Below are 17,903 nucleotides of genomic sequence, written 5' to 3'. Positions count from 1 at the left end.
GCTGAATACCGTGGGATAAGATCGAAAAGTTCGATCCTTAGTGCGGACTGCTGCCTTTACCGAAAGGATACGGCTGCTTCCAGTGATCGAAGATAGGCTTCAGTTCGCCACTGCGCGCCAGCTTTTCCATGCGCTGGTCGAACAAGGCGCGCAAGGCCTCGCCCGCCTCGTTGCGGGCGAAAGCCAGGTACAAAGGCAGCTCGGCGATATGGGTGCGACGGTACAGTTCAGGCTGCTGCGACAGACCAAGCACGTAGTCGATCTCAGTGAGGGCATCGACGTAGAAGTCCACCCTATTGTGTTCGAGCATCGGCAGGATGCCTTCCCGCCGCTGGATCTCGCGGTAGTGCTCGATGCCGGGCAGGTAATTGTGGAAATCATAGCCGCGCACCCAGGCCAGGCGGTAGTGGTTGAGGGTCGCCAAGGTTGGTACCGGCTGGCTGGCCAGGCCCAAGGCGTAGATATGGTCCATATCGAAATGCCAGCGCGGGTAGAGGTTGTCAGCGTTCTCTTCCTTGTACGAGCCGACCCAGGCATCGGCGTCGCCGCGCTTGACCAGGCCGATCGCACGACTGTACGGCACCGTCTGGATCCTGACCTCGACCCCGGCCGGTTCGAAGACCTTGCGCAGCACATCCCAGGCAAGCCCGGTGCCGTCAGCATTGGTGTAGTCGAGCCATTCCTCGCTGACCAGGTGGATCCGGGAGGGTGGAGTGTCATCCACGCCCGCAGCGCCTGCGCTCCCGGCCAGCACCATCAATACCGCCAGCAACACATTCCTTATGACCATCTGCCCCGCTCCCTCGCTAGGCAAGAACCCACACCAGCCCCTGCATGCCCAGCCAGGCGAAAACCCCGGCGAGCACATCATCGAGCATGATCCCGACACCGCCGTGGACATGCCGGTCGATCCAGCGGATCGGCCAAGGCTTGAGGATGTCGAAGAAACGGAACATCAGGAAGCCTGCCACCAGCCAGAGCCAACCCTCCGGCACCAGCCACAGGGTGATCCACATCCCGACCATCTCGTCCCAGACGATGCCCTCATGATCGTGCACACGCAAATCATCGGCAACCTTGCCGCACAACCAGAAGCCGAACAGCATGGTCAGCCCCAGCATCAGCCAGTAGCCCCAGTCCGGCAGCATCTGCCACAGCGGCACGAACGGCAATGCCACCAGCGAACCCCAGGTGCCCGGTGCCTTGGGCAAGGTACCGGAACCGAAGCCGAAGGCAAGGAAGTGCCAAGGATTGCGCCAGACCGAGGGCGGAACGAACTCCGCAGGCACCTGTTTGGGGTGGTCGGTCACGGTGACTCCCTAAAATGTTGATAGCCCCGAACGTCCGGGGTGATGTCCTGGCCCTGCCGGTCATGCAGGCTGACGCCACGGCCTTCGAGCACGCGCCCGATGACATGGACCGGCCAACCGGCCTGTTGCAGGGATGAAAGATGCGCTGGCGGCAGGGTGAAGGCCAGCACGTAGTCGTCGCCGCCACTCAGCGCCGCCTGTTGCGCGCCCTCGCGGCCCAGAAAGCCTTGCAGGGCTGGCGACAGGGGGATGTGCTCGAGGTCCACCTGCAGCGCCACCTGCGATGCCTTGGCGATATGCCCGCAGTCGGCCAACAACCCATCGGAGATATCCAGTGCCGAAGTGGCCTTGCCTCGCAGTGCCTGCCCCAGCGCCAGTTGCGGCAACGGTGACCAGTAATGGGCGAGCAGCGGCCCGGCCAGGTCGGCCTCGGCCTGCCGCTCGCCCAGTACCAACGGCAAGGCACCTGCGGCATTGCCTAACTCCCCCCCCACGCAGAGCAAGTCCCCCGACCGCGCCCCGCTGCGCACCAGGGCCTGGCCGGCCGGAACCCGGCCAAACACGGTCATGGTGATGCTCAAGGGGCCACGGGTGGTGTCACCGCCAATCAGGCTCAGTCCGCAGTGGCGGGCCATGCGGTTCAGCCCCTCAGCATAGGCCTGCAGCCATTCGGCACTGACCTCGGGCAAGGTCAATGCAAGGGTGAAACCGATGGGTGTAGCGCCCATCGCGGCGAGGTCACTGGCCGCCACGGCCAGGGAACGCTGGCCAAGCAGCAGTGGCTCGCTCGCGGCAGGAAAGTGCACGCCAGCGACCAGGGTGTCGGTGGAAACCGCCACCTGCTCGCCCGCGGGCAGGTTCAGCAGGGCGCAATCGTCGCCGATCCCCAGGCCAACCCCTTCGCCGCCCTGCGCGCAGGGCGCGGCGGCGAAGTAGTGGCTGATCAGCTCGAATTCACCCATGGTCCGACAGCGCCGGGATCAGCGCTTGCCTGCCTTGACTTCGGCTTCGCGCAGACGCGGCGCAAGCTTGTCCAGCACGCCGTTGACGAACTTGTGGCCATCGGTGGCGCCGAAGACCTTGGCCAATTCCACGCCTTCGTTGATCACTACGCGGTACGGCACGTCGACGCGCTTGATCAATTCCCAGGTGGACAGGCGCAGCACCGACAGCTCGACTGGGTCGAGCTCTTCCAGTGCCAGGTCCAGGCAAGGTGCCAGGGCCTTGTCGATTTCGCCCTTGATCGCGGGAACCCCGTGCAGGATTTCCCGGAAGTAGGCACCGTCGACATCGGTGAAATCGTTATCGACCCGGAATTGCGCTTCGATCTCGTTCAGCGAGTGCTTGGCCATGTGCCATTGATACAGGGCCTGGGTCGCGAGCTTGCGGGCTTCGCGGCGCTTGGCGCTCTTCGATGGCTTGCCGGCATCCGCAGGTTTCGGATCGCGCGGGTTGAAACGATCGCTTTCGTCGCTAATCACTTGGCCTCCAACTGCGCCAGCAGGCTGACCATTTCCAGAGCGGACAAGGCAGCTTCGGCACCTTTGTTGCCAGCCTTGGTGCCAGAGCGCTCGATGGCCTGTTCGATGGAGTCGACGGTGAGGACACCGAAGGCCACCGGAACACCGAACTCCATGGACACCTGGGCCAGGCCCTTGGTGCATTCGCCCGCTACGTATTCGAAGTGCGGGGTACCACCGCGGATTACGGCGCCCAGGGCGACGATCGCGGAGTATTCGCCTTGTTGGGCGACTTTCTGCGCAACCAGCGGGATTTCGAAAGCGCCAGGAGCACGGATAATGGTGATGTCGCTTTCGCTGACACCGTGGCGGACCAGGGCGTCAACGGCACCGCTCACCAGGCTTTCGACGACGAAGCTGTTGAAGCGGCCAACCACCAGAGCATAGCGACCTTTGGGGGCGATGAAGGTACCTTCGATGGTCTTCAGGGTCATTCCGGAGTTCTCATCTTAAAGAGCGAGGCCGCAACCAGGCGGCCTACAGGAGGGTTTGGACACGAGCGGCAGAACGGCAGATGCCCCTGTGTCACTCGGAGGGCACGTATTCTACAACTTCCAGATCGAATCCGGATATCGCGTTGAACTTCATCGGCGAGCTCATCAGGCGCATCTTGCGCACGCCCAGGTCACGCAGGATCTGCGAACCGGCACCGACAGTGCTGTAGGTGGTCGGGGCCTTGGCCTGGGTATCGCCGGCGCTTTCACGGATGTGCGCCAGCACCACGTCGCCATCGAGCGGGTGGCCGAGCAACAGCACCACGCCACTGCCAGCCTCGGCTACCGCACTCATCGCAGCGCGCAGGCTCCAGCGCCCGGGTTGCTTGACCATCAGCAGGTCGCGCAGCGGGTCCATGTTGTGCACCCGCACCAGGGTCGGCTCTTCCGCGCAGATGGTGCCCAGGGTCAGGGCCATGTGCACGTCGCCTTCCACCGAATCGCGGTAGGTCACCAGGTTGAACTGGCCCAGCTCGCTGTCCAGCGGCTGCTCGGATACCCGCTGAACGGTACGCTCGTGGATCATCCGGTAGTGGATCAGGTCGGCGATGGTGCCGATCTTGATGTCGTGCTCGGCGGCAAAAGCCTCCAGCTCCGGGCGACGCGACATGGTGCCGTCGTCGTTCATCACCTCGCAGATCACCCCGCTCGGCTCGAAGCCGGCCATCCGCGCCAGGTCGCAGGCGGCCTCGGTATGGCCAGCGCGGGCCAAGGTGCCACCAGGCTGGGCCATCAGCGGGAAGATGTGGCCGGGGCTGACGATGTCCTCGGCCTTGGCGTCACGGGCGGCAGCCGCCTGCACAGTACGCGCACGGTCGGCAGCGGAGATGCCGGTGGTCACGCCTTCAGCCGCTTCGATCGACACGGTGAACTTGGTGCCGAAACCGGAACCATTGCGTGGCGCCATCAGCGGCAACTTGAGCGTTTCGCAACGCTCACGGCTCATCGGCATGCAGATCAGGCCACGGGCGTACTTGGCCATGAAGTTGATGTGTTCGGCCTTGCAGCACTCGGCGGCCATGATCAGGTCGCCTTCGTTCTCGCGGTCCTCGTCATCCATGAGGATGACCATTTTGCCTTGGCGGATGTCTTCCACCAGCTCTTCGATGCTGTTGAGCGCCACGCGGCACCCCCTTCTCAGATCAGGATTTCAGGTAGCCGTTGGCGGCCAGGAAGCTTTCGGTGATGCCACTGCCCTTGCTCGGTTCGGCGGCCTTGTCACCCAGCAGCAGGCGCTCCAGGTAACGGGCAAGCAGGTCGACCTCAAGGTTGACCCGACGACCGGGACGGTAATCGGCCATGATGGTTTCGGACAGGGTGTGCGGGACGATGGTCAGCTCGAACTCGGCGCCATCGACCAGGTTGACCGTCAGGCTGGTGCCGTCGACGGTGATCGAGCCCTTGTGGGCGATGTACTTGGCCAGGTCCTTGGGCGCACGCACGCGGAACTGGATGGCGCGGGCGTTATCGCTACGCGAAACGATCTCGCCGACACCGTCGACGTGGCCGCTGACCAGGTGGCCGCCAAGGCGGGTGGTCGGCGTCAGGGCCTTCTCCAGGTTGACCCGGCTGCCGCTCTTGAGGTCGTCGAAAGCCGTGCAGTCCAGGGTTTCGCGGCTGACATCAGCCCAGAAACCGTCGCCCGGAAGCTCTACCGCGGTCAGGCAGACACCGTTGACGGCGATGCTGTCACCGAGCTTGACGTCGCCCAGGTCGAGCTTGCCGGTTTCGACGTAGACCCGCACGTCTCCACCCTTGGGGGTGAGGTTGCGGATGGTGCCGATGGATTCGATGATGCCTGTAAACATGAGTCCTCCTCGAGAACGGGGCTGCCCGTGGCAAGCCTGGAATTATACGCCGGCGGCCGGCACAGGGATGGCCGTGACCCGCCAGTCATCGCCGACCGCACGCATCTCGGTGATTTTCAGCCGGGGCGCCTCGCTCATCCGCGCCATCGGCCAGTCCAGCAACGGCCGGGCGCTGGAGCCCAGGAAAGTGCCGGCGACGAACAACTGGTACTCGTCGATCAGCCCCAGGCGGGCGAACGCACCGACCAGGCCCGGGCCGGCTTCCAGCAGGATCTCGTTGGCACCGCGCGCCGCCAGGGCGTGAAGCAACCCCGGCAAGTCGACCCGGCCATCGCTGGCGGGCAGGATCAGCAGTTCATGGCCGGCTTCGCTATAGCGGATATCGTCGGCCTGAGCCGTCACCACCAGCGCCGGCCCGGCCTGGAAGAACGGTGCATCCAGCGGCAGGCGCAGGCGGCCATCGACCAGCACGCGCAGCGGTGGGCGCGACAGCGCCAGGTCGGTGGTTTGCGCATCCAGGCCCAGCTCAGCGGCACGCACGGTCATCCGCGCGTTGTCGGCCAGCACGCTCTCGGCGCTGGTCAGCACCACGCTGGAGCGGGCCCGCAGGCGCTGCACCGCAGCGCGGGCTGACGGACCGGTGATCCATTGGCTTTCGCCGCTGGCCATGGCGGTGCGGCCGTCCAGGCTCATGGCGAGCTTGGCGCGCACATAGGGCAGGCCGTGCTCCATGCGCTTGAGGAACCCGGGGTTGAGCGCTCGCGCTTCGGCCTCCAGAACACCGCTGCTGGTCTCGATGCCGGCTTCGGCCAAGCGCCGAAGACCTCGCCCCGCCACCTGCGGATTAGGGTCTTGCATGGCCGCGACCACCCGCGCCACGCCCGCCGTGACCAACGCTTCGGCACAGGGCGGCGTGCGGCCATGGTGGCTGCAGGGTTCCAGGGTCACATAAGCGCAAGCGCCACGGGCACGCTCGCCAGCCTGGCGCAGCGCATGGACTTCGGCATGGGGCTCGCCGGCACGGACATGCCAGCCTTCACCGACCACCTCGCCGTCGCGCACGATCACGCAGCCGACACGTGGGTTCGGGTGAGTGCTGTACAGGCCCTTGCGGGCCAGCTCCAGCGCACAGGCCATGTAATGGGCATCGAGGATGGCGGTCTGACTGGACATCGTCACTCTTTAGCTGGCTCGCGGGCCAGGCGGTCGATTTCTTCGCGGAATTCGTCGAGATCCTGGAAACGCCGGTAGACCGAGGCGAAGCGGATATAGGCGACTTCATCGAGCTTGCGCAGCTCAGCCATCACCAATTCGCCAACGACCAGCGACTTGACCTCACGCTCGCCGGTAGCCCGCAGCTTGTGCTTGATGTGCGCCAGCGCCGCTTCCAGGCGCTCGACGCTGACCGGGCGCTTTTCCAGTGCGCGCTGCATGCCGGCGCGCAGCTTCTCTTCGTCGAAGGGCTGGCGTGTGCCGTCCTGCTTGATCAGCCGCGGCAAGACCAGCTCGGCGGTTTCGAAGGTGGTGAAGCGCTCGCCGCAGGCAACGCATTCACGACGGCGGCGCACCTGTTCGCCCTCGGCGACCAGGCGCGAGTCGATGACCTTGGTGTCGTTGGCACCGCAAAAGGGACAGTGCATGGTGGCAGGCAACAAAAAAAGGGAGGGCCATGGTAGCGCATCCCACTGGCAAGACAAGCCAAAGGGGTTACCATCCAGTGAAAACTGCCCGTGAAGGACTTCTCCATGCACCATCGAGCGCTTGTCGTGCTCTGCCTTGCCGCCCTGCTGACAGCCTGCAGCAGCGACAAACCGAAGACCGAGCAGCCCCCTGCGGCGCCGGCCCCCAAGGCCGTCCAGAAGAACGAGAGTCTCGGTCCGCTGCCGGCCTACCAGCGTGAACTCAGCGGTACCCTGCTGGAGGTGCCGACCGGAGCCGAAGTGGAATTGGCCCTGCTGGTCATCGACGAACGCGGTCGCCCACAGCGCTTGCTGGCCAGCCGCAACCTGATCGGCACCGGCCAACCCCTGCCTTACCAACTGCGTTTCAATCCCGAAGCCTTTCCGGCCGGCGCCCGCGTCGAACTGCGCGGACGTGCCAGCCGCTCCGGCCAGTTGATCCTGCAGTTGCCGGCCCGGCGCATCATCCAGGCCCAGACCCAGGCCACCGGACCGCTGCATTTCAAAAAGGCGCCGTGAGATGGCCCCGCCGCCCCTGCAACAGGCCCTGAGCAGCCTGCTTGGCGACGCGCGCCTGGTGATCAGCGAACTCCCGGACTGCGAACTCAAGCTCTGGTTGATCGATGCCGAGAACATGGACCGTGCCTTCAGTCCTGAAGAAACCCAGCGCATCCTCCATGAGCCCCCTTACTGGAGCTTCTGTTGGGCCAGCGGCCTGGCCATGGCCCGTTTCCTGGCCGAGCGGCCCGAGTGGGTACAAGGCAAGCGCGTGCTGGATTTCGGTGCTGGCTCCGGGATCGCAGGGATCGCCGCCGCCCGCGCGGGTGCGCTAGAGGTCGTAGCTTGCGACCTTGACCCGCTGGCCCTGGACGCCTGCCGCGCCAACGCCGCATTGAACGACGTGGAACTGGGCTACAGCGACGACTTCTTCGCCGAGGCCGACCGCTTCGACCTCATTCTGGTCGCCGACGTGCTCTACGACCGGGCCAACCTGCCGCTGCTCGACCAGTTCCTCAGCCGCGGCCGCCAGGCCCTGGTGGCCGACTCGCGGGTGCGCGACTTCAGTCACCCGCTTTACCAACCTCTTGGCACGCTCGAGGCCCTCACCCTGCCGGATCTGGCCGAACCGCACGAATTCCGCCGGGTCAGCCTGTACCACGCCAGCCGCCAGCCTTTATAGTGATGCCATTCTAGGATTTGCGAGATTCGCGATGAGCCAAACCCCAATGAACCCAGACACGCCGTACATTTTCGATGCCAGCGACGCCAACTTCCAACAGCTGGTCATCGAGAACTCCTTCCACAAGCCGGTGCTGGTGGACTTCTGGGCCGAATGGTGCGCGCCCTGCAAGGCGCTGATGCCGCTGCTGGCCAAGATCGCCGAGGGCTACCAGGGCGAACTGCTACTGGCCAAGGTCAACTGTGATGTCGAACAACAGATCGTCGCCCAGTTCGGCATCCGCAGCCTGCCGACCGTGGTGCTGTTCAAGGACGGTCAGCCGGTCGACGGTTTCGCCGGCGCCCAACCGGAATCAGCGATCCGCGCCCTGCTCGAGCCTCATGTGCAGATGCCTGCGCCGCCTGCCGCATCGCCACTCGAACAGGCCAAGGCGCTGTTCGCTGAGGGCCGCTTCAGTGAAGCCGAAGCAGCCCTCAAGGTGCTGCTGGCTGAAGACAACAGCAATGCCGAGGCACTGATCCTTTATGCCCGTTGCCTGGCCGAACGCGGTGAGCTGGGTGAGGCCCAAGTGGTGCTCGACGCAGTCAAGACCGACGAGCATAAAGCCGCCCTGGCCGGGGCCAAGGCGCAACTGACCTTCCTGAGCCAGGCCGCCAGCCTGCCAGATGTCGCCGACCTGAAGAGCCGCCTGGCGCAAAACCCTGAGGACGACGAAGCAGCCTACCAGCTGTGCATCCAGCAGTTGGCGCGCCAGCAGTACGAGGCAGCGCTGGATGGCCTGCTCAAGCTGTTCGTGCGCAATCGCGGCTATGAGAACGGCCTGCCGCACCAGGCCCTGCTGCAAGTGTTCGAACTGCTGGGCAACGATCACCCGCTGGTGGGCACCTATCGCCGCAAGCTGTTCTCTGCGCTGTATTGAGCCTCGGCCCTATCGCGGGCAAGCCCGCCCCTACACGCTGTGCTTACCCGCGATAGGGGCCGCAAGAACACTCAAGAGAAATACCCCGGTGAGCAGATAGCCACTCACCCCACCCAGTGATACACCGGTGCGTCCGCCCCACTCTCCACCCGCACCTGGGCGCTGTGGCGTAGGCGCACCAGCAGACGCTTGCCTGCTGAGGTACTGCCCGCCAACCCTTCCAGGTGCTCTAGCAGCTCAGGCCCGTTGAGCTGCCCGGCCTGGCGCAGCAGCTCACAAGCGGCCAGCCATTGACCATCATCCTGGCGCGGTGCGGCCGTTGCCGCCGGGGAAGCCGGGGCAACAGCAATCGGTGCATCCAGTTGCCGCCCCAACTGCGCCCACTCCTCCGGCTCCAGCTCAATGGTCAAGTCCACCGGCCAGTCACCGATCTGTCCTCGAATTCTCACGATGCTTTCCTTCCTGCAGGATCAATGGCGTCATGCTCCCATAGTCAGCGTGCTAACTGTAGCCAGTGTCAGTACGTCGTCACCAAGCAGGCTGGTGCGACCGACAGAAGTTGTTATAACATTACCAAATCTTTCCGCACCCGCCCTGGAGTCGTCCATGCGCCGCCTGTTGCTCGCCCTGCCTTTCGCCCTGCTCCCTTTGGCCGTGGCCCATGCCCACGACGACCATGACCATGCGCACGAGCATGGCCACGACCACCAGCACGGCAGCCTCGGTGCCCATGAGCACGGCGTGGCCAGCCTCAACGCAGTGCTCGACGGCAATACCCTGGAGTTGGAGCTGGCCAGCCCAGCAATGAACCTGGTCGGCTTCGAGCACGCCGCCAACAGCGATGCCGACAAGGCCAAGGTCGCCGCCGTGCGCCAACAACTGGAACAACCGCTGAAGCTGTTCGCCCTGGACCAGGCTGCTGGCTGCAGCGAAAGCGCCCAGGAGCTGGAGAGCCCATTGTTCGGCGACCTGCCCGCCCAGGATGACGACGGGGACGCCCACGAGCATCAGCACAGTGATATCCATGCCCATTACCAGCTGACTTGCAGCCAGCCGGCCAAGCTCACCCGATTGGACCTCGGCCCACTGTTCACAGCCTTCCCTGCCACCCAGAAGATCAACCTGCAACTGATCGGCCCCAACGGCCAGAAAGGTGTGGAAGCCAGCCCATCCAAGGCCGTGGTCGAGTTCTGAATGCGCCAACCACTGATCGAACTGCACGACCTGGTTTTCGCCTGGCCCGGGCAGCCGCCGCTGCTGGATATTCCCCACTTCCGGTTGGAAGCTGGCGAGGCCTTGTTCCTCAAGGGCCCCAGCGGCAGCGGCAAGACCACCTTGCTCGGCCTGCTGGGCGGAGTGAACCTTCCTGGCCAGGGCAGCGTGCGCCTGCTCGGCCAGGAGCTTGGTGACCTGGGCCAAGGTGCCCGCGACCGCTTCCGGGTCGACCATACCGGCTACATCTTCCAGCAGTTCAATCTGCTGCCCTTCCTTTCGGTGCGGGAGAACGTCGAACTGCCTTGCCGCTTTTCACGCAGCCGTGCCGAGCGGGCCGCACAGCGTCACGGCAACATCGATCAGGCGGCCAGCCAGTTGTTGGCCCACCTGGGCCTGAGCGATCCCGGCCTGCTCGCCCGCCGGGCCGACAGCCTATCAATTGGCCAGCAGCAACGGGTCGCCGCCGCCCGTGCACTGATCGGCCAACCGGAACTGGTGATCGCCGACGAACCGACTTCGGCGCTGGATGCCGATACCCGCGAGGCCTTTATCCGCCTGCTGTTCGACGAATGCCGGGCCGCCGGCTCCAGCCTGCTGTTCGTCAGCCATGACCAGAGCCTGGCGCCGCTGTTCGACCGCCACCTGTCCCTGGCCGAACTCAATCGGGCGGCCAGCCCGGCCCAGTCCCAGGAGGCCTGATGTACCTGCTCCGCCTTGCCTTGGCCAGCCTGGCCAATCGGCGCTTCACCGCCTTCCTCACCGCCTTCGCCATTGCCTTGTCGGTGTGCCTGCTACTGGCCGTCGAACGTGTGCGTACCGAGGCCCGCGCCAGCTTCGCCAGCACCATCAGCGGCACTGACCTGATCGTCGGCGCCCGTTCCGGCTCGGTGAACCTGTTGCTGTATTCGGTATTCCGGATCGGCAATGCCACCAACAACATCCGCTGGGACAGCTTCGAACACTACGCCAAAGACCCACGGGTGAAATGGGCCATCCCCATTTCCCTGGGCGACTCCCATCGCGGCTACCGGGTGATGGGCACCACTGGTGATTACTTCGAGCACTACCAGTACGGCCGTAAGCAACACCTGCAACTGAGCCAGGGACGCCCCTTCGCCGATGACCCTTTCGAGGTGGTGCTGGGCGCCGAGGTGGCCGAAGCCCTGCACTACAGGCTTGGCGACAAGCTGGTGTTGGCCCATGGCGTGGCGGCGATCAGCCTGGTCAAGCACGACGACAAACCCTTCACCGTGGTCGGGGTACTCAAGCGCACCGGTACGCCGGTGGACCGCACCTTGCACATCAGCCTCGGTGGCATGGAGGCCATCCACATCGATTGGCACAACGGCGTGCCGGCCCGCGGCGCAGGACGTATCAGTGCCGAACAGGCGCGCACCATGGACCTGCAGCCGACAGCCATCACCGCATTCATGCTCGGCCTGAACAGCAAGATCGCGACCTTCAGCCTGCAACGCGAGATCAATGAGTTCCGCAACGAACCCTTGCTGGCGATCCTGCCCGGGGTGGCCCTGCAAGAGCTCTGGAGCCTGATGGGCACGGCCGAGCAAGCGTTGTTCGTGGTCTCGCTGTTCGTGGTCCTGACCGGCCTGATCGGCATGCTCACGGCCATCCTCACCAGCCTCAACGAGCGGCGCCGGGAGATGGCCATCCTGCGCTCGGTCGGCGCCCGGCCCTGGCACATCGCAGGCCTGCTGGTGCTGGAAGCCCTGGCGCTGGCCGTAGCCGGCATCACCGCCGGGCTGGGCCTTCTCTACCTGGGTATCGCGGTAGCCCAAGGTTATGTGCAATCCAGCTATGGCTTGTACCTGCCTCTGGCCTGGCCGAGCGCACACGAGTGGACATTGCTGGCTATCATCCTCGGTGCTGCGCTGTTGATGGGCAGTGTGCCGGCCTGGCGTGCCTACCGGCAGTCACTGGCCGATGGCCTGTCCATTCACCTCTGAGAGCCTGCCATGCGCCGTGCCCTGCTGTTGATACTGATGTTGACCGTGACTCCGCTGTGGGCGGCCACGCCCCAGACTCTGGACTGGCCACAGCTCATCCCCGAAGGTGCTCCGGTGATCCCGCCGCAACTGACTCCGTTGCACGAGCTGTCGCAACTGTCACAGCTCGGCGATGCCCTGGCTGCGGAGTCGGCTCCCGCGGTGCGCCAGCAGGCGCCAGATGCGCCAGTGGTCAAGGCCCTGGATGGCCAGCAAGTCAAGCTGCCAGGCTACATCGTGCCGCTGGAGGTCAGCGAGGAGGGGCGCACCACCGAGTTTCTCCTGGTTCCCTATTACGGCGCGTGCATCCATGTGCCGCCACCACCGTCGAACCAGATCGTGCATATCTTCAGCGAAATTGGCGTGCGCATCGAAGACCTCTACCAGCCCTACTGGATCGAAGGACGGATGCAGGTCAAGCCCTCCAGCAGCGAGCTGGCTGATGCCGGTTACCAGATGGAAGCCGAGAAAATCTATGCTTATGAGCTGCAATGAGCACGACGTCCGCTCAAGGGCGGACCTTTCATTGAGCTGAATCAACGTTCACCCATTCGCAGCTCCGTACCATTGGGCCACAAATTTTCTACGTCCTTTGGGAGCTTCCATGAACAAGTCCTTGCTTGGCGCCTCGCTCGTTGCCTTGGCGCTTGCAGCCCCTGTTGCCCATGCCCACCAGGCGGGTGACTTCATCATCCGTTCCGGTGCCATCACCGTAGCGCCGAACGAAGACAGCAGCGACCTCAAGCTCAATGGCGCCAAGGTCCCCGGCACCAAGGCAACCCTGGACAGCGACACCCAACTGGGTCTGACCTTCGCCTACATGCTCACCGACCATATCGGCCTCGAACTGCTGGCCGCCACCCCGTTCAAACACACCGTCGGCGTCAAAGGCCTGGGCGGCGGCCTAGACGGCAAGCTGGCCGACATCAAGCAACTGCCGCCGACCCTGTCGCTGCAGTACTACCCGATGGAAGCCTCGTCGAGGTTCCAGCCATACGCGGGCATCGGCATCAACTACACCCTGTTCTTCGATGAAGACCTGAGCAGCGCCCGTAAGCAGCAAGGCTTCAGCAACATGAAGCTGCAGGATTCGATCGGCCTGGCCGGCCAACTGGGCATGGACTACATGGTCACCGACAACCTGCTGGTCAACGCCTCGGTCTGGTACATCGACATCGACACCAAGGCCACCATCGACGGCCCGACTGCACTGGGCGTAGGCAAGACCAAGGTCGACGTGGACGTAGACCCATGGGTCTACATGGTCGGTATCGGCTACAAGTTCTGACGGCAATGCCCGGACAAAGTGGGGCGTTAGATCTAGGGGCTGCTTTGCAGCCCCAATTGCGCAATTAACGAACTTTACCGAGCAGCTTGGCCACCCCTTCGACCATCGGCGTCGGCTCAGGAAACGCGAACCGCGCCAGCAACCGCTGGTTATCCGCCCGCGAATGACGGATATCCCCCGACCGCGCCGGCCCATAGCTCACCGGCGGCAGGCTGCCGAGCACATCCTTGAGCGCCGCCAGCAACTGATTCAACGAAGTCGCCTGGTTCAGGCCGATATTCACCGCGCCCTCTTCCACCTCAGCCAACTCCAGGGCCTGGATCATTACCTGGACCAGGTCACCGACATAAAGAAAATCGCGAGTCTGTTCGCCATCGCCAAAGACCGTGATGGGCAGGCCCTTGGTGGCGCGTTCGGCGAAGATGCTGATCACCCCTGAATAAGGCGAGGATGGGTCCTGGCGTGGCCCGAAGATATTGAAGAAGCGGAAAACCACCGGCTCCAGGCCATGCAGGCGATGGTAGAAGTCCAGATACTGCTCGCTGGCCAGTTTGTCTACCGCATAAGGCGTCAAAGGTGCCTTGGGGGTGTCCTCGCTGATCGACTGGCCTTCGCCATTGTTGCCGTAAACCGCCGCGCTGGAGGCGTACAGCACCCGCCGGATGCCGTTCAGGCGCATGGCCTCGCAGACATTCAGGGTGCCGATGAAGTTGCTCTGGTGGGTCTTGACCGGGTCCTCGACCGAGGCCTGCACCGAGGCCACGGCTGCCAGGTGGACCACCGCACGGCATCCGGCGGCGGCGCGGGCGACCAGCGCGGCGTCGGCGACATCGCCTTCGATCAGTTCCAGGTTGGGATGCTGCAGTTGCAGATTGCTGCGCTTGCCAGTCGACAGGTCATCGAGGATGCGCACAGCGTAGCCTTTCTCCAGCAGGGCATCGCTCAGGTGCGAACCGATGAAACCCGCGCCACCGGTAATCAGAATTGGGGCATCAGCCATGACGGTAGAAACGGTCCAGTAGGGGTGGCAAGCCGGCACGCCAGGCGCGGGGCTTGATACCGAAGGTGTGGAGGATCTTCTTGCAGGCCAGCACTGCGTGTTGCGGCTCCTCGCTGGCATCCGGGCGGGCGGCATGGGCCTGCGGGGTCGGCGCCTGCACCGCCAGCTTGTGCCACTGGGCTGCCTCACTGAGGATAGCCTGCCCCAGCACCAGCGGCGTGGTCGCCTCGTTGCCGGCGTAATGGTAGGTGCCCCACAAGGGCGCGGCACAGTCAAGCTGCTTGAGGACCGAGAGGATCACCCGCGCGGCGTCATCGACCGGCGTCGGATTGCCACGCCGGTCATCGGCCAGCAACAGCTCCTGGGGCTGTTCGGCCCGGGTCAGGAAGCGCCCAAGCACGCCGTCGACGCTTTCATCCAGCACCCAGCCGAAGCGCAGTAATACGTGCTGCGGGCAAGTCGCCCGCACGCTCTGCTCGATACGCCACAGCGCCTGGCCACGCAGGCCCAGCGGCACCGGCTCGTCCTTCTCGCTATAGGCCGTGGCACGGGAGCCATCGAACACCCGGTAGCTCGACGGCTGCACCAAGATGATCTCGTGGTGCTGGCACAACTCCGCCAGCCGCTCCACCGCCCGTTCCTGCTGGGCCAGACGCTGTTCACTGACCGACTCGGCCTGGAACCAGTCGAAGTAATAGGCAAGGTTGATCAGCGCATCCGGACGAGTGTCGTCGAGCAACTGGGTCAGGCTGGCTGGGTCCCAGCCATCCTCTGGCGGACGCGGCGCCAGAAACCCGATGTCCTCCTCGGCCCCGAGACGAATCAGCGCTTGCCCGAGGGCACTTCCACCACCCAACAGCATCAGGCGCATACGCATAGAGTCAGCAGATCCGAACAGGTTGATTAAGGAAAGCGAACATTTTGCGGTTTCCGGACGGGGAAGTCCAACCGTGGGCGAGACGCCCTGGCATTTACTCAGTGACTGAGCGCCCCGATCTCCTTCTGACACCCCTTTGGGAAATTACCTATGGCCCGATAGGAGAGGTATGGCTTCCCCATCTAAAACCCCAGGTTAAATCATCGACTCTTGCTCAGTTGAGCGCTTACTTGCCATGCATTACATGACTCCCCCAGAAAAATACAAGGATGTAGTGGTCAACTAATCCCGGACACTGCGTTAAGTTTTTCCTCGGCCACAGCGGGCGCCAGCCCGCTGTTAAATTGATGTGGCCGTTGCCAGTTGTAGCGCTGCATCAAAAACCGACCAATATCCTGCTGTGCCAGCGAAGCGCTCATGTAGCCCACGGTTGGTACCCATTCCGTTTTCAGGCTGCGAAACAACCGCTCCATCGGCGCATTGTCGTGGCAGTTTCCGCGGCGGCTCATGCTCTGTTTAAAACGATAGCGCCACAGTCGCTGGCGGAAGCTTCGGCTGCCATATCATTCGGCGCCGACACGGTGAACGCTCGATCCAGCACATTCGGGATATCCGGTCGCTCCACCGTCGCCTTTTTGTAAGCATGTGAGCCGGGTTGCTTGCTGATCAGTTCCATCTCGCTCATCAGCTTGCGCACCTTGAATCGCCCAATCTCTATGCCGTTCTCGCGCATCATGAGCATGATGCTTCGGCTGCCCGCCGCGCTGCGGCTTTGAGTGAACAGCTCGTTCACGCGGCTGCGTAGAACCAACCGCTCAACGTCCGGAAATCGGCGCTTGCGGCAGTGCGCGTAATAGCAAGATCGGGTGATTTCAAATACCGAGCACAACAGATCAACAGGCTCTTCAGAACGAAGTTGATCAATTAACGCGAACGCTCGTGTTCCTCGGCCATCAAGAGCGCGGTGGCCTTTTTTAAGATAGATTTTTCCCGTTCCAACCGATTGATTCGAGCTTCCAGTTCCTGGATTTTTTGCTGTTCGGGCGTCAGCGCTTTACTGGTCGGGGTTACACCATTTCGTTCTTCCTGAGGCTGGTTAACCCATCGACGCAGGGCCGACTCCACCAGCCCAAGCGAACGGGCTGCTTCGATATGGCTATAGCCCTGGTCGAGCACCAGGCTGGCCGCTTCGCGCTTGAATTCTGGGGTAAAGGTACGACGTTGCTTGGTCATCAGACACCTCTCTATGGCGAGCATTCTCGCCTAAATGAGGGTCCGGTTTCATTAGACCACTACACTCGACTCCGCGAGATTCGCCGGCCTGTGTCTAGACCGCGACGCCTGGCCGATCAGCCCTCAAGCTGAAGCAACCGCGAGTCCAAGGCTGATATCCTGTCCTACCAGCCGCCCCTTCCGTGGGCGGTTTCTCCCTTCCCGCCTACCGCTACGGAATACCCCATGCGTGCAGTGAACAACCTTCTCGTCCTCTATACCGGCGGCACCATCGGTATGCTGCAGACTCCGGCAGGCCTGGCGCCGGCCGGTGGCTTCGAAACACGGATGCGCGAGCACCTGGCGCAACAGGCCGACGCACCGCAGCTGAACTGGTCCCTGCGCGAACTAAGCCCGCTGCTCGACAGCGCCAACATGCAGCAGGCCAACTGGCTGGCCATGCGCGACACCATCGTCGAAGCGGTGGAACGCGATGGCCATGACGGTGTGCTGGTATTGCACGGCACCGACACCCTGGCCTATAGCGCCGCCGCCCTGTCCTTCCTGTTGCTCGGCCTGCCGGTACCGGTGCTGCTGACTGGCTCGATGCTACCCGCCGGCGTCCCGGACAGCGACGCCTGGGATAACCTCGACGGTGCTTTGCGCCTGTTCACCAACGGCCTGGAGAATGGCGTGCAGTTGTACTTCCACGGCCAGTTGCTGCACGGCGCCCGGGCGTCGAAGCTGCGCAGCGAAGCCTTCGATGCCTTCGTGGCCTTGCCGCGCCACCGCGAAGGTGAGAAAGCGGCTGCCATCCCGCCCTCCCTGGACTACCGCCAGCAGCGCCAGCCGGTCAACCTGGCGGTGTTGCCGGTATTCCCCGGCCTGCAGGCCATACACCTGCGCGCCCTGCTGGCCAGCGGTGTGCGAGGCTTACTGCTGGAGTGCTATGGCAGTGGTACCGGGCCTTCGGATGACCAGGTCCTGCTCGACGCTCTGTATGACGCCCGCCAGAGCGGTGTGATGATCGCTGCGATCAGCCAATGCCCGGAGGGGGCGGTCGAATTCGGCACCTATGCCGCCGGCAGCCGCTTGCGCGACACGGGCTTGATCAGTGGTGGCGGTATGACCCGCGAAGCTGCGCTGGCCAAGCTGTTCGCCCTGCTTGGCGCCGGCCTCGACGTGCAGGCCGCCGAACATTGGTTCGCGCAGGATTTGTGTGGGGAACGGGCCTGACCGCTTATTGGGCAGTCAGTTGGCTCCTACACCGATACTGCAGACCTTGCTGTACGAGAATGGCGGAAGGCAGCGGGAGTCGAACCTGCCCGGGAACGGCTGCCGTCCCCAACCGGGTTTGAAGCCCGGCCGCGCCACCGGGCGCGATTGCCTTCCTTGAAC

21 protein-coding genes, 1 tRNA gene and 1 pseudogene are annotated in these 17,903 nt (G+C 63.9%); 9 read left to right on the top strand and 14 right to left on the bottom strand.

Going from position 1 to position 17,903, the window contains the following annotated elements:
- Window positions 1-37: 37 nt before the first annotated feature.
- The 9 genes from ACYU03_RS03135 to nrdR form a co-directional block, all read right to left on the bottom strand.
- Window positions 38-790: a substrate-binding periplasmic protein gene (locus ACYU03_RS03135; RefSeq protein WP_461888056.1), complete on the bottom strand. Its 753-nt coding sequence runs from the start codon at window positions 788-790 to the stop codon at window positions 38-40.
- A gap of 16 nt (window positions 791-806) precedes the next feature.
- Window positions 807-1,310 (bottom strand): phosphatidylglycerophosphatase A family protein, encoded by a 504-nt coding sequence (locus tag ACYU03_RS03130; RefSeq protein WP_461888055.1) that lies wholly within the window; start codon window positions 1,308-1,310, stop codon window positions 807-809.
- Window positions 1,307-2,272, bottom strand: coding sequence for a thiamine-phosphate kinase (thiL, locus tag ACYU03_RS03125; RefSeq protein WP_461888054.1), 966 nt, complete (start codon window positions 2,270-2,272; stop codon window positions 1,307-1,309). The genes ACYU03_RS03130 and thiL overlap by 4 nt, the downstream gene beginning before the upstream one ends.
- 18 nt (window positions 2,273-2,290) lie before the next feature.
- Complete coding sequence (gene nusB, locus ACYU03_RS03120) at window positions 2,291-2,791, bottom strand: transcription antitermination factor NusB (protein WP_461888053.1); 501 nt, start codon at window positions 2,789-2,791, stop codon at window positions 2,291-2,293.
- Window positions 2,788-3,264, bottom strand: a complete 477-nt coding sequence (gene ribH / locus ACYU03_RS03115) for a 6,7-dimethyl-8-ribityllumazine synthase (protein ID WP_225788776.1) — start codon at window positions 3,262-3,264, stop codon at window positions 2,788-2,790. The genes nusB and ribH overlap by 4 nt, the downstream gene beginning before the upstream one ends.
- A gap of 91 nt (window positions 3,265-3,355) precedes the next feature.
- Window positions 3,356-4,447, bottom strand: a complete 1,092-nt coding sequence (ribBA, locus tag ACYU03_RS03110) for a bifunctional 3,4-dihydroxy-2-butanone-4-phosphate synthase/GTP cyclohydrolase II (protein WP_461888052.1) — start codon at window positions 4,445-4,447, stop codon at window positions 3,356-3,358.
- A 19-nt stretch (window positions 4,448-4,466) separates the two neighbouring features.
- Window positions 4,467-5,132: a riboflavin synthase gene (locus ACYU03_RS03105; protein WP_461888051.1), complete on the bottom strand. Its 666-nt coding sequence runs from the start codon at window positions 5,130-5,132 to the stop codon at window positions 4,467-4,469.
- Window positions 5,133-5,174: 42 nt separating this feature from the next.
- Entirely contained in the window at window positions 5,175-6,305 is a 1,131-nt protein-coding gene (gene ribD / locus ACYU03_RS03100; protein ID WP_461888050.1) for a bifunctional diaminohydroxyphosphoribosylaminopyrimidine deaminase/5-amino-6-(5-phosphoribosylamino)uracil reductase RibD, read from the bottom strand.
- A 2-nt stretch (window positions 6,306-6,307) separates the two neighbouring features.
- On the bottom strand, window positions 6,308-6,772 hold the full coding sequence (gene nrdR, locus ACYU03_RS03095; RefSeq protein ID WP_043210325.1) for a transcriptional regulator NrdR: 465 nt from the start codon (window positions 6,770-6,772) through the stop codon (window positions 6,308-6,310).
- A gap of 105 nt (window positions 6,773-6,877) precedes the next feature.
- Here nrdR and ACYU03_RS03090 point away from each other — a divergent pair, with 105 nt between their 5' ends.
- Genes ACYU03_RS03090 through trxA form a run of 3 tightly spaced genes read left to right on the top strand, consistent with a single transcriptional unit; the run spans window position 6,878 to window position 8,910 of the window.
- The gene (locus tag ACYU03_RS03090) at window positions 6,878-7,330 is read left to right on the top strand and encodes a YbaY family lipoprotein (protein WP_461888049.1); all 453 of its coding nucleotides are present in this window, start codon (window positions 6,878-6,880) and stop codon (window positions 7,328-7,330) included.
- A gap of 1 nt (window position 7,331) precedes the next feature.
- Entirely contained in the window at window positions 7,332-7,991 is a 660-nt protein-coding gene (locus tag ACYU03_RS03085; RefSeq protein ID WP_461888048.1) for a class I SAM-dependent methyltransferase, read from the top strand.
- A gap of 46 nt (window positions 7,992-8,037) precedes the next feature.
- Entirely contained in the window at window positions 8,038-8,910 is an 873-nt protein-coding gene (trxA, locus tag ACYU03_RS03080) for a thioredoxin (RefSeq protein ID WP_461891360.1), read from the top strand.
- A 104-nt stretch (window positions 8,911-9,014) separates the two neighbouring features.
- Here the strand turns inward: trxA and ACYU03_RS03075 are convergent, their stop codons facing one another.
- Window positions 9,015-9,359: a hypothetical protein gene (locus tag ACYU03_RS03075; RefSeq protein WP_461888047.1), complete on the bottom strand. Its 345-nt coding sequence runs from the start codon at window positions 9,357-9,359 to the stop codon at window positions 9,015-9,017.
- Between the two features lie 157 nt (window positions 9,360-9,516).
- On the opposite strand from ACYU03_RS03075, the gene ACYU03_RS03070 reads away from it, so the two are divergent.
- From ACYU03_RS03070 to ACYU03_RS03050, 5 genes are all read left to right on the top strand, one after another.
- The gene (locus ACYU03_RS03070; RefSeq protein ID WP_461888046.1) at window positions 9,517-10,104 is read left to right on the top strand and encodes a DUF2796 domain-containing protein; all 588 of its coding nucleotides are present in this window, start codon (window positions 9,517-9,519) and stop codon (window positions 10,102-10,104) included.
- On the top strand, window positions 10,105-10,824 hold the full coding sequence (locus tag ACYU03_RS03065; protein WP_461888045.1) for an ATP-binding cassette domain-containing protein: 720 nt from the start codon (window positions 10,105-10,107) through the stop codon (window positions 10,822-10,824). It abuts the gene before it with no gap.
- A complete protein-coding gene (locus tag ACYU03_RS03060) occupies window positions 10,824-12,089 on the top strand; it encodes an ABC transporter permease (RefSeq protein WP_461888044.1) in 1,266 nt (421 codons plus the stop codon). Before ACYU03_RS03065 ends, ACYU03_RS03060 begins: the two co-directional genes overlap by 1 nt.
- A gap of 9 nt (window positions 12,090-12,098) precedes the next feature.
- Complete coding sequence (locus ACYU03_RS03055; RefSeq protein ID WP_461888043.1) at window positions 12,099-12,623, top strand: DUF3299 domain-containing protein; 525 nt, start codon at window positions 12,099-12,101, stop codon at window positions 12,621-12,623.
- A 109-nt stretch (window positions 12,624-12,732) separates the two neighbouring features.
- A complete protein-coding gene (locus ACYU03_RS03050; protein ID WP_461888042.1) occupies window positions 12,733-13,416 on the top strand; it encodes an OmpW/AlkL family protein in 684 nt (227 codons plus the stop codon).
- Window positions 13,417-13,480: 64 nt separating this feature from the next.
- On the opposite strand, the gene ACYU03_RS03045 is transcribed toward ACYU03_RS03050, so the two are convergent.
- From ACYU03_RS03045 to ACYU03_RS03035, 3 genes and pseudogenes are all read right to left on the bottom strand, one after another.
- Window positions 13,481-14,416 (bottom strand): NAD-dependent epimerase/dehydratase family protein, encoded by a 936-nt coding sequence (locus ACYU03_RS03045; protein WP_461888041.1) that lies wholly within the window; start codon window positions 14,414-14,416, stop codon window positions 13,481-13,483.
- A complete protein-coding gene (locus tag ACYU03_RS03040; protein ID WP_461888040.1) occupies window positions 14,409-15,293 on the bottom strand; it encodes a sugar nucleotide-binding protein in 885 nt (294 codons plus the stop codon). Before ACYU03_RS03040 ends, ACYU03_RS03045 begins: the two co-directional genes overlap by 8 nt.
- 278 nt (window positions 15,294-15,571) lie before the next feature.
- A pseudogene (locus ACYU03_RS03035) lies at window positions 15,572-16,526 on the bottom strand (IS3 family transposase).
- A gap of 225 nt (window positions 16,527-16,751) precedes the next feature.
- Between ACYU03_RS03035 and ACYU03_RS03030 the strand changes: the two are divergent.
- On the top strand, window positions 16,752-17,741 hold the full coding sequence (locus ACYU03_RS03030) for an asparaginase (RefSeq protein WP_461888039.1): 990 nt from the start codon (window positions 16,752-16,754) through the stop codon (window positions 17,739-17,741).
- A gap of 60 nt (window positions 17,742-17,801) precedes the next feature.
- Here the strand turns inward: ACYU03_RS03030 and ACYU03_RS03025 are convergent.
- Window positions 17,802-17,897 (bottom strand) — tRNA-Sec (locus ACYU03_RS03025).
- Window positions 17,898-17,903 lie beyond the last annotated feature (6 nt).

The sequence above is a fragment of the Pseudomonas sp. X10 genome, from assembly GCF_054889225.1.
Note: the sequence above shows the minus strand (reverse complement) of the source record. Positions and strands in the feature narration are given on the sequence as shown.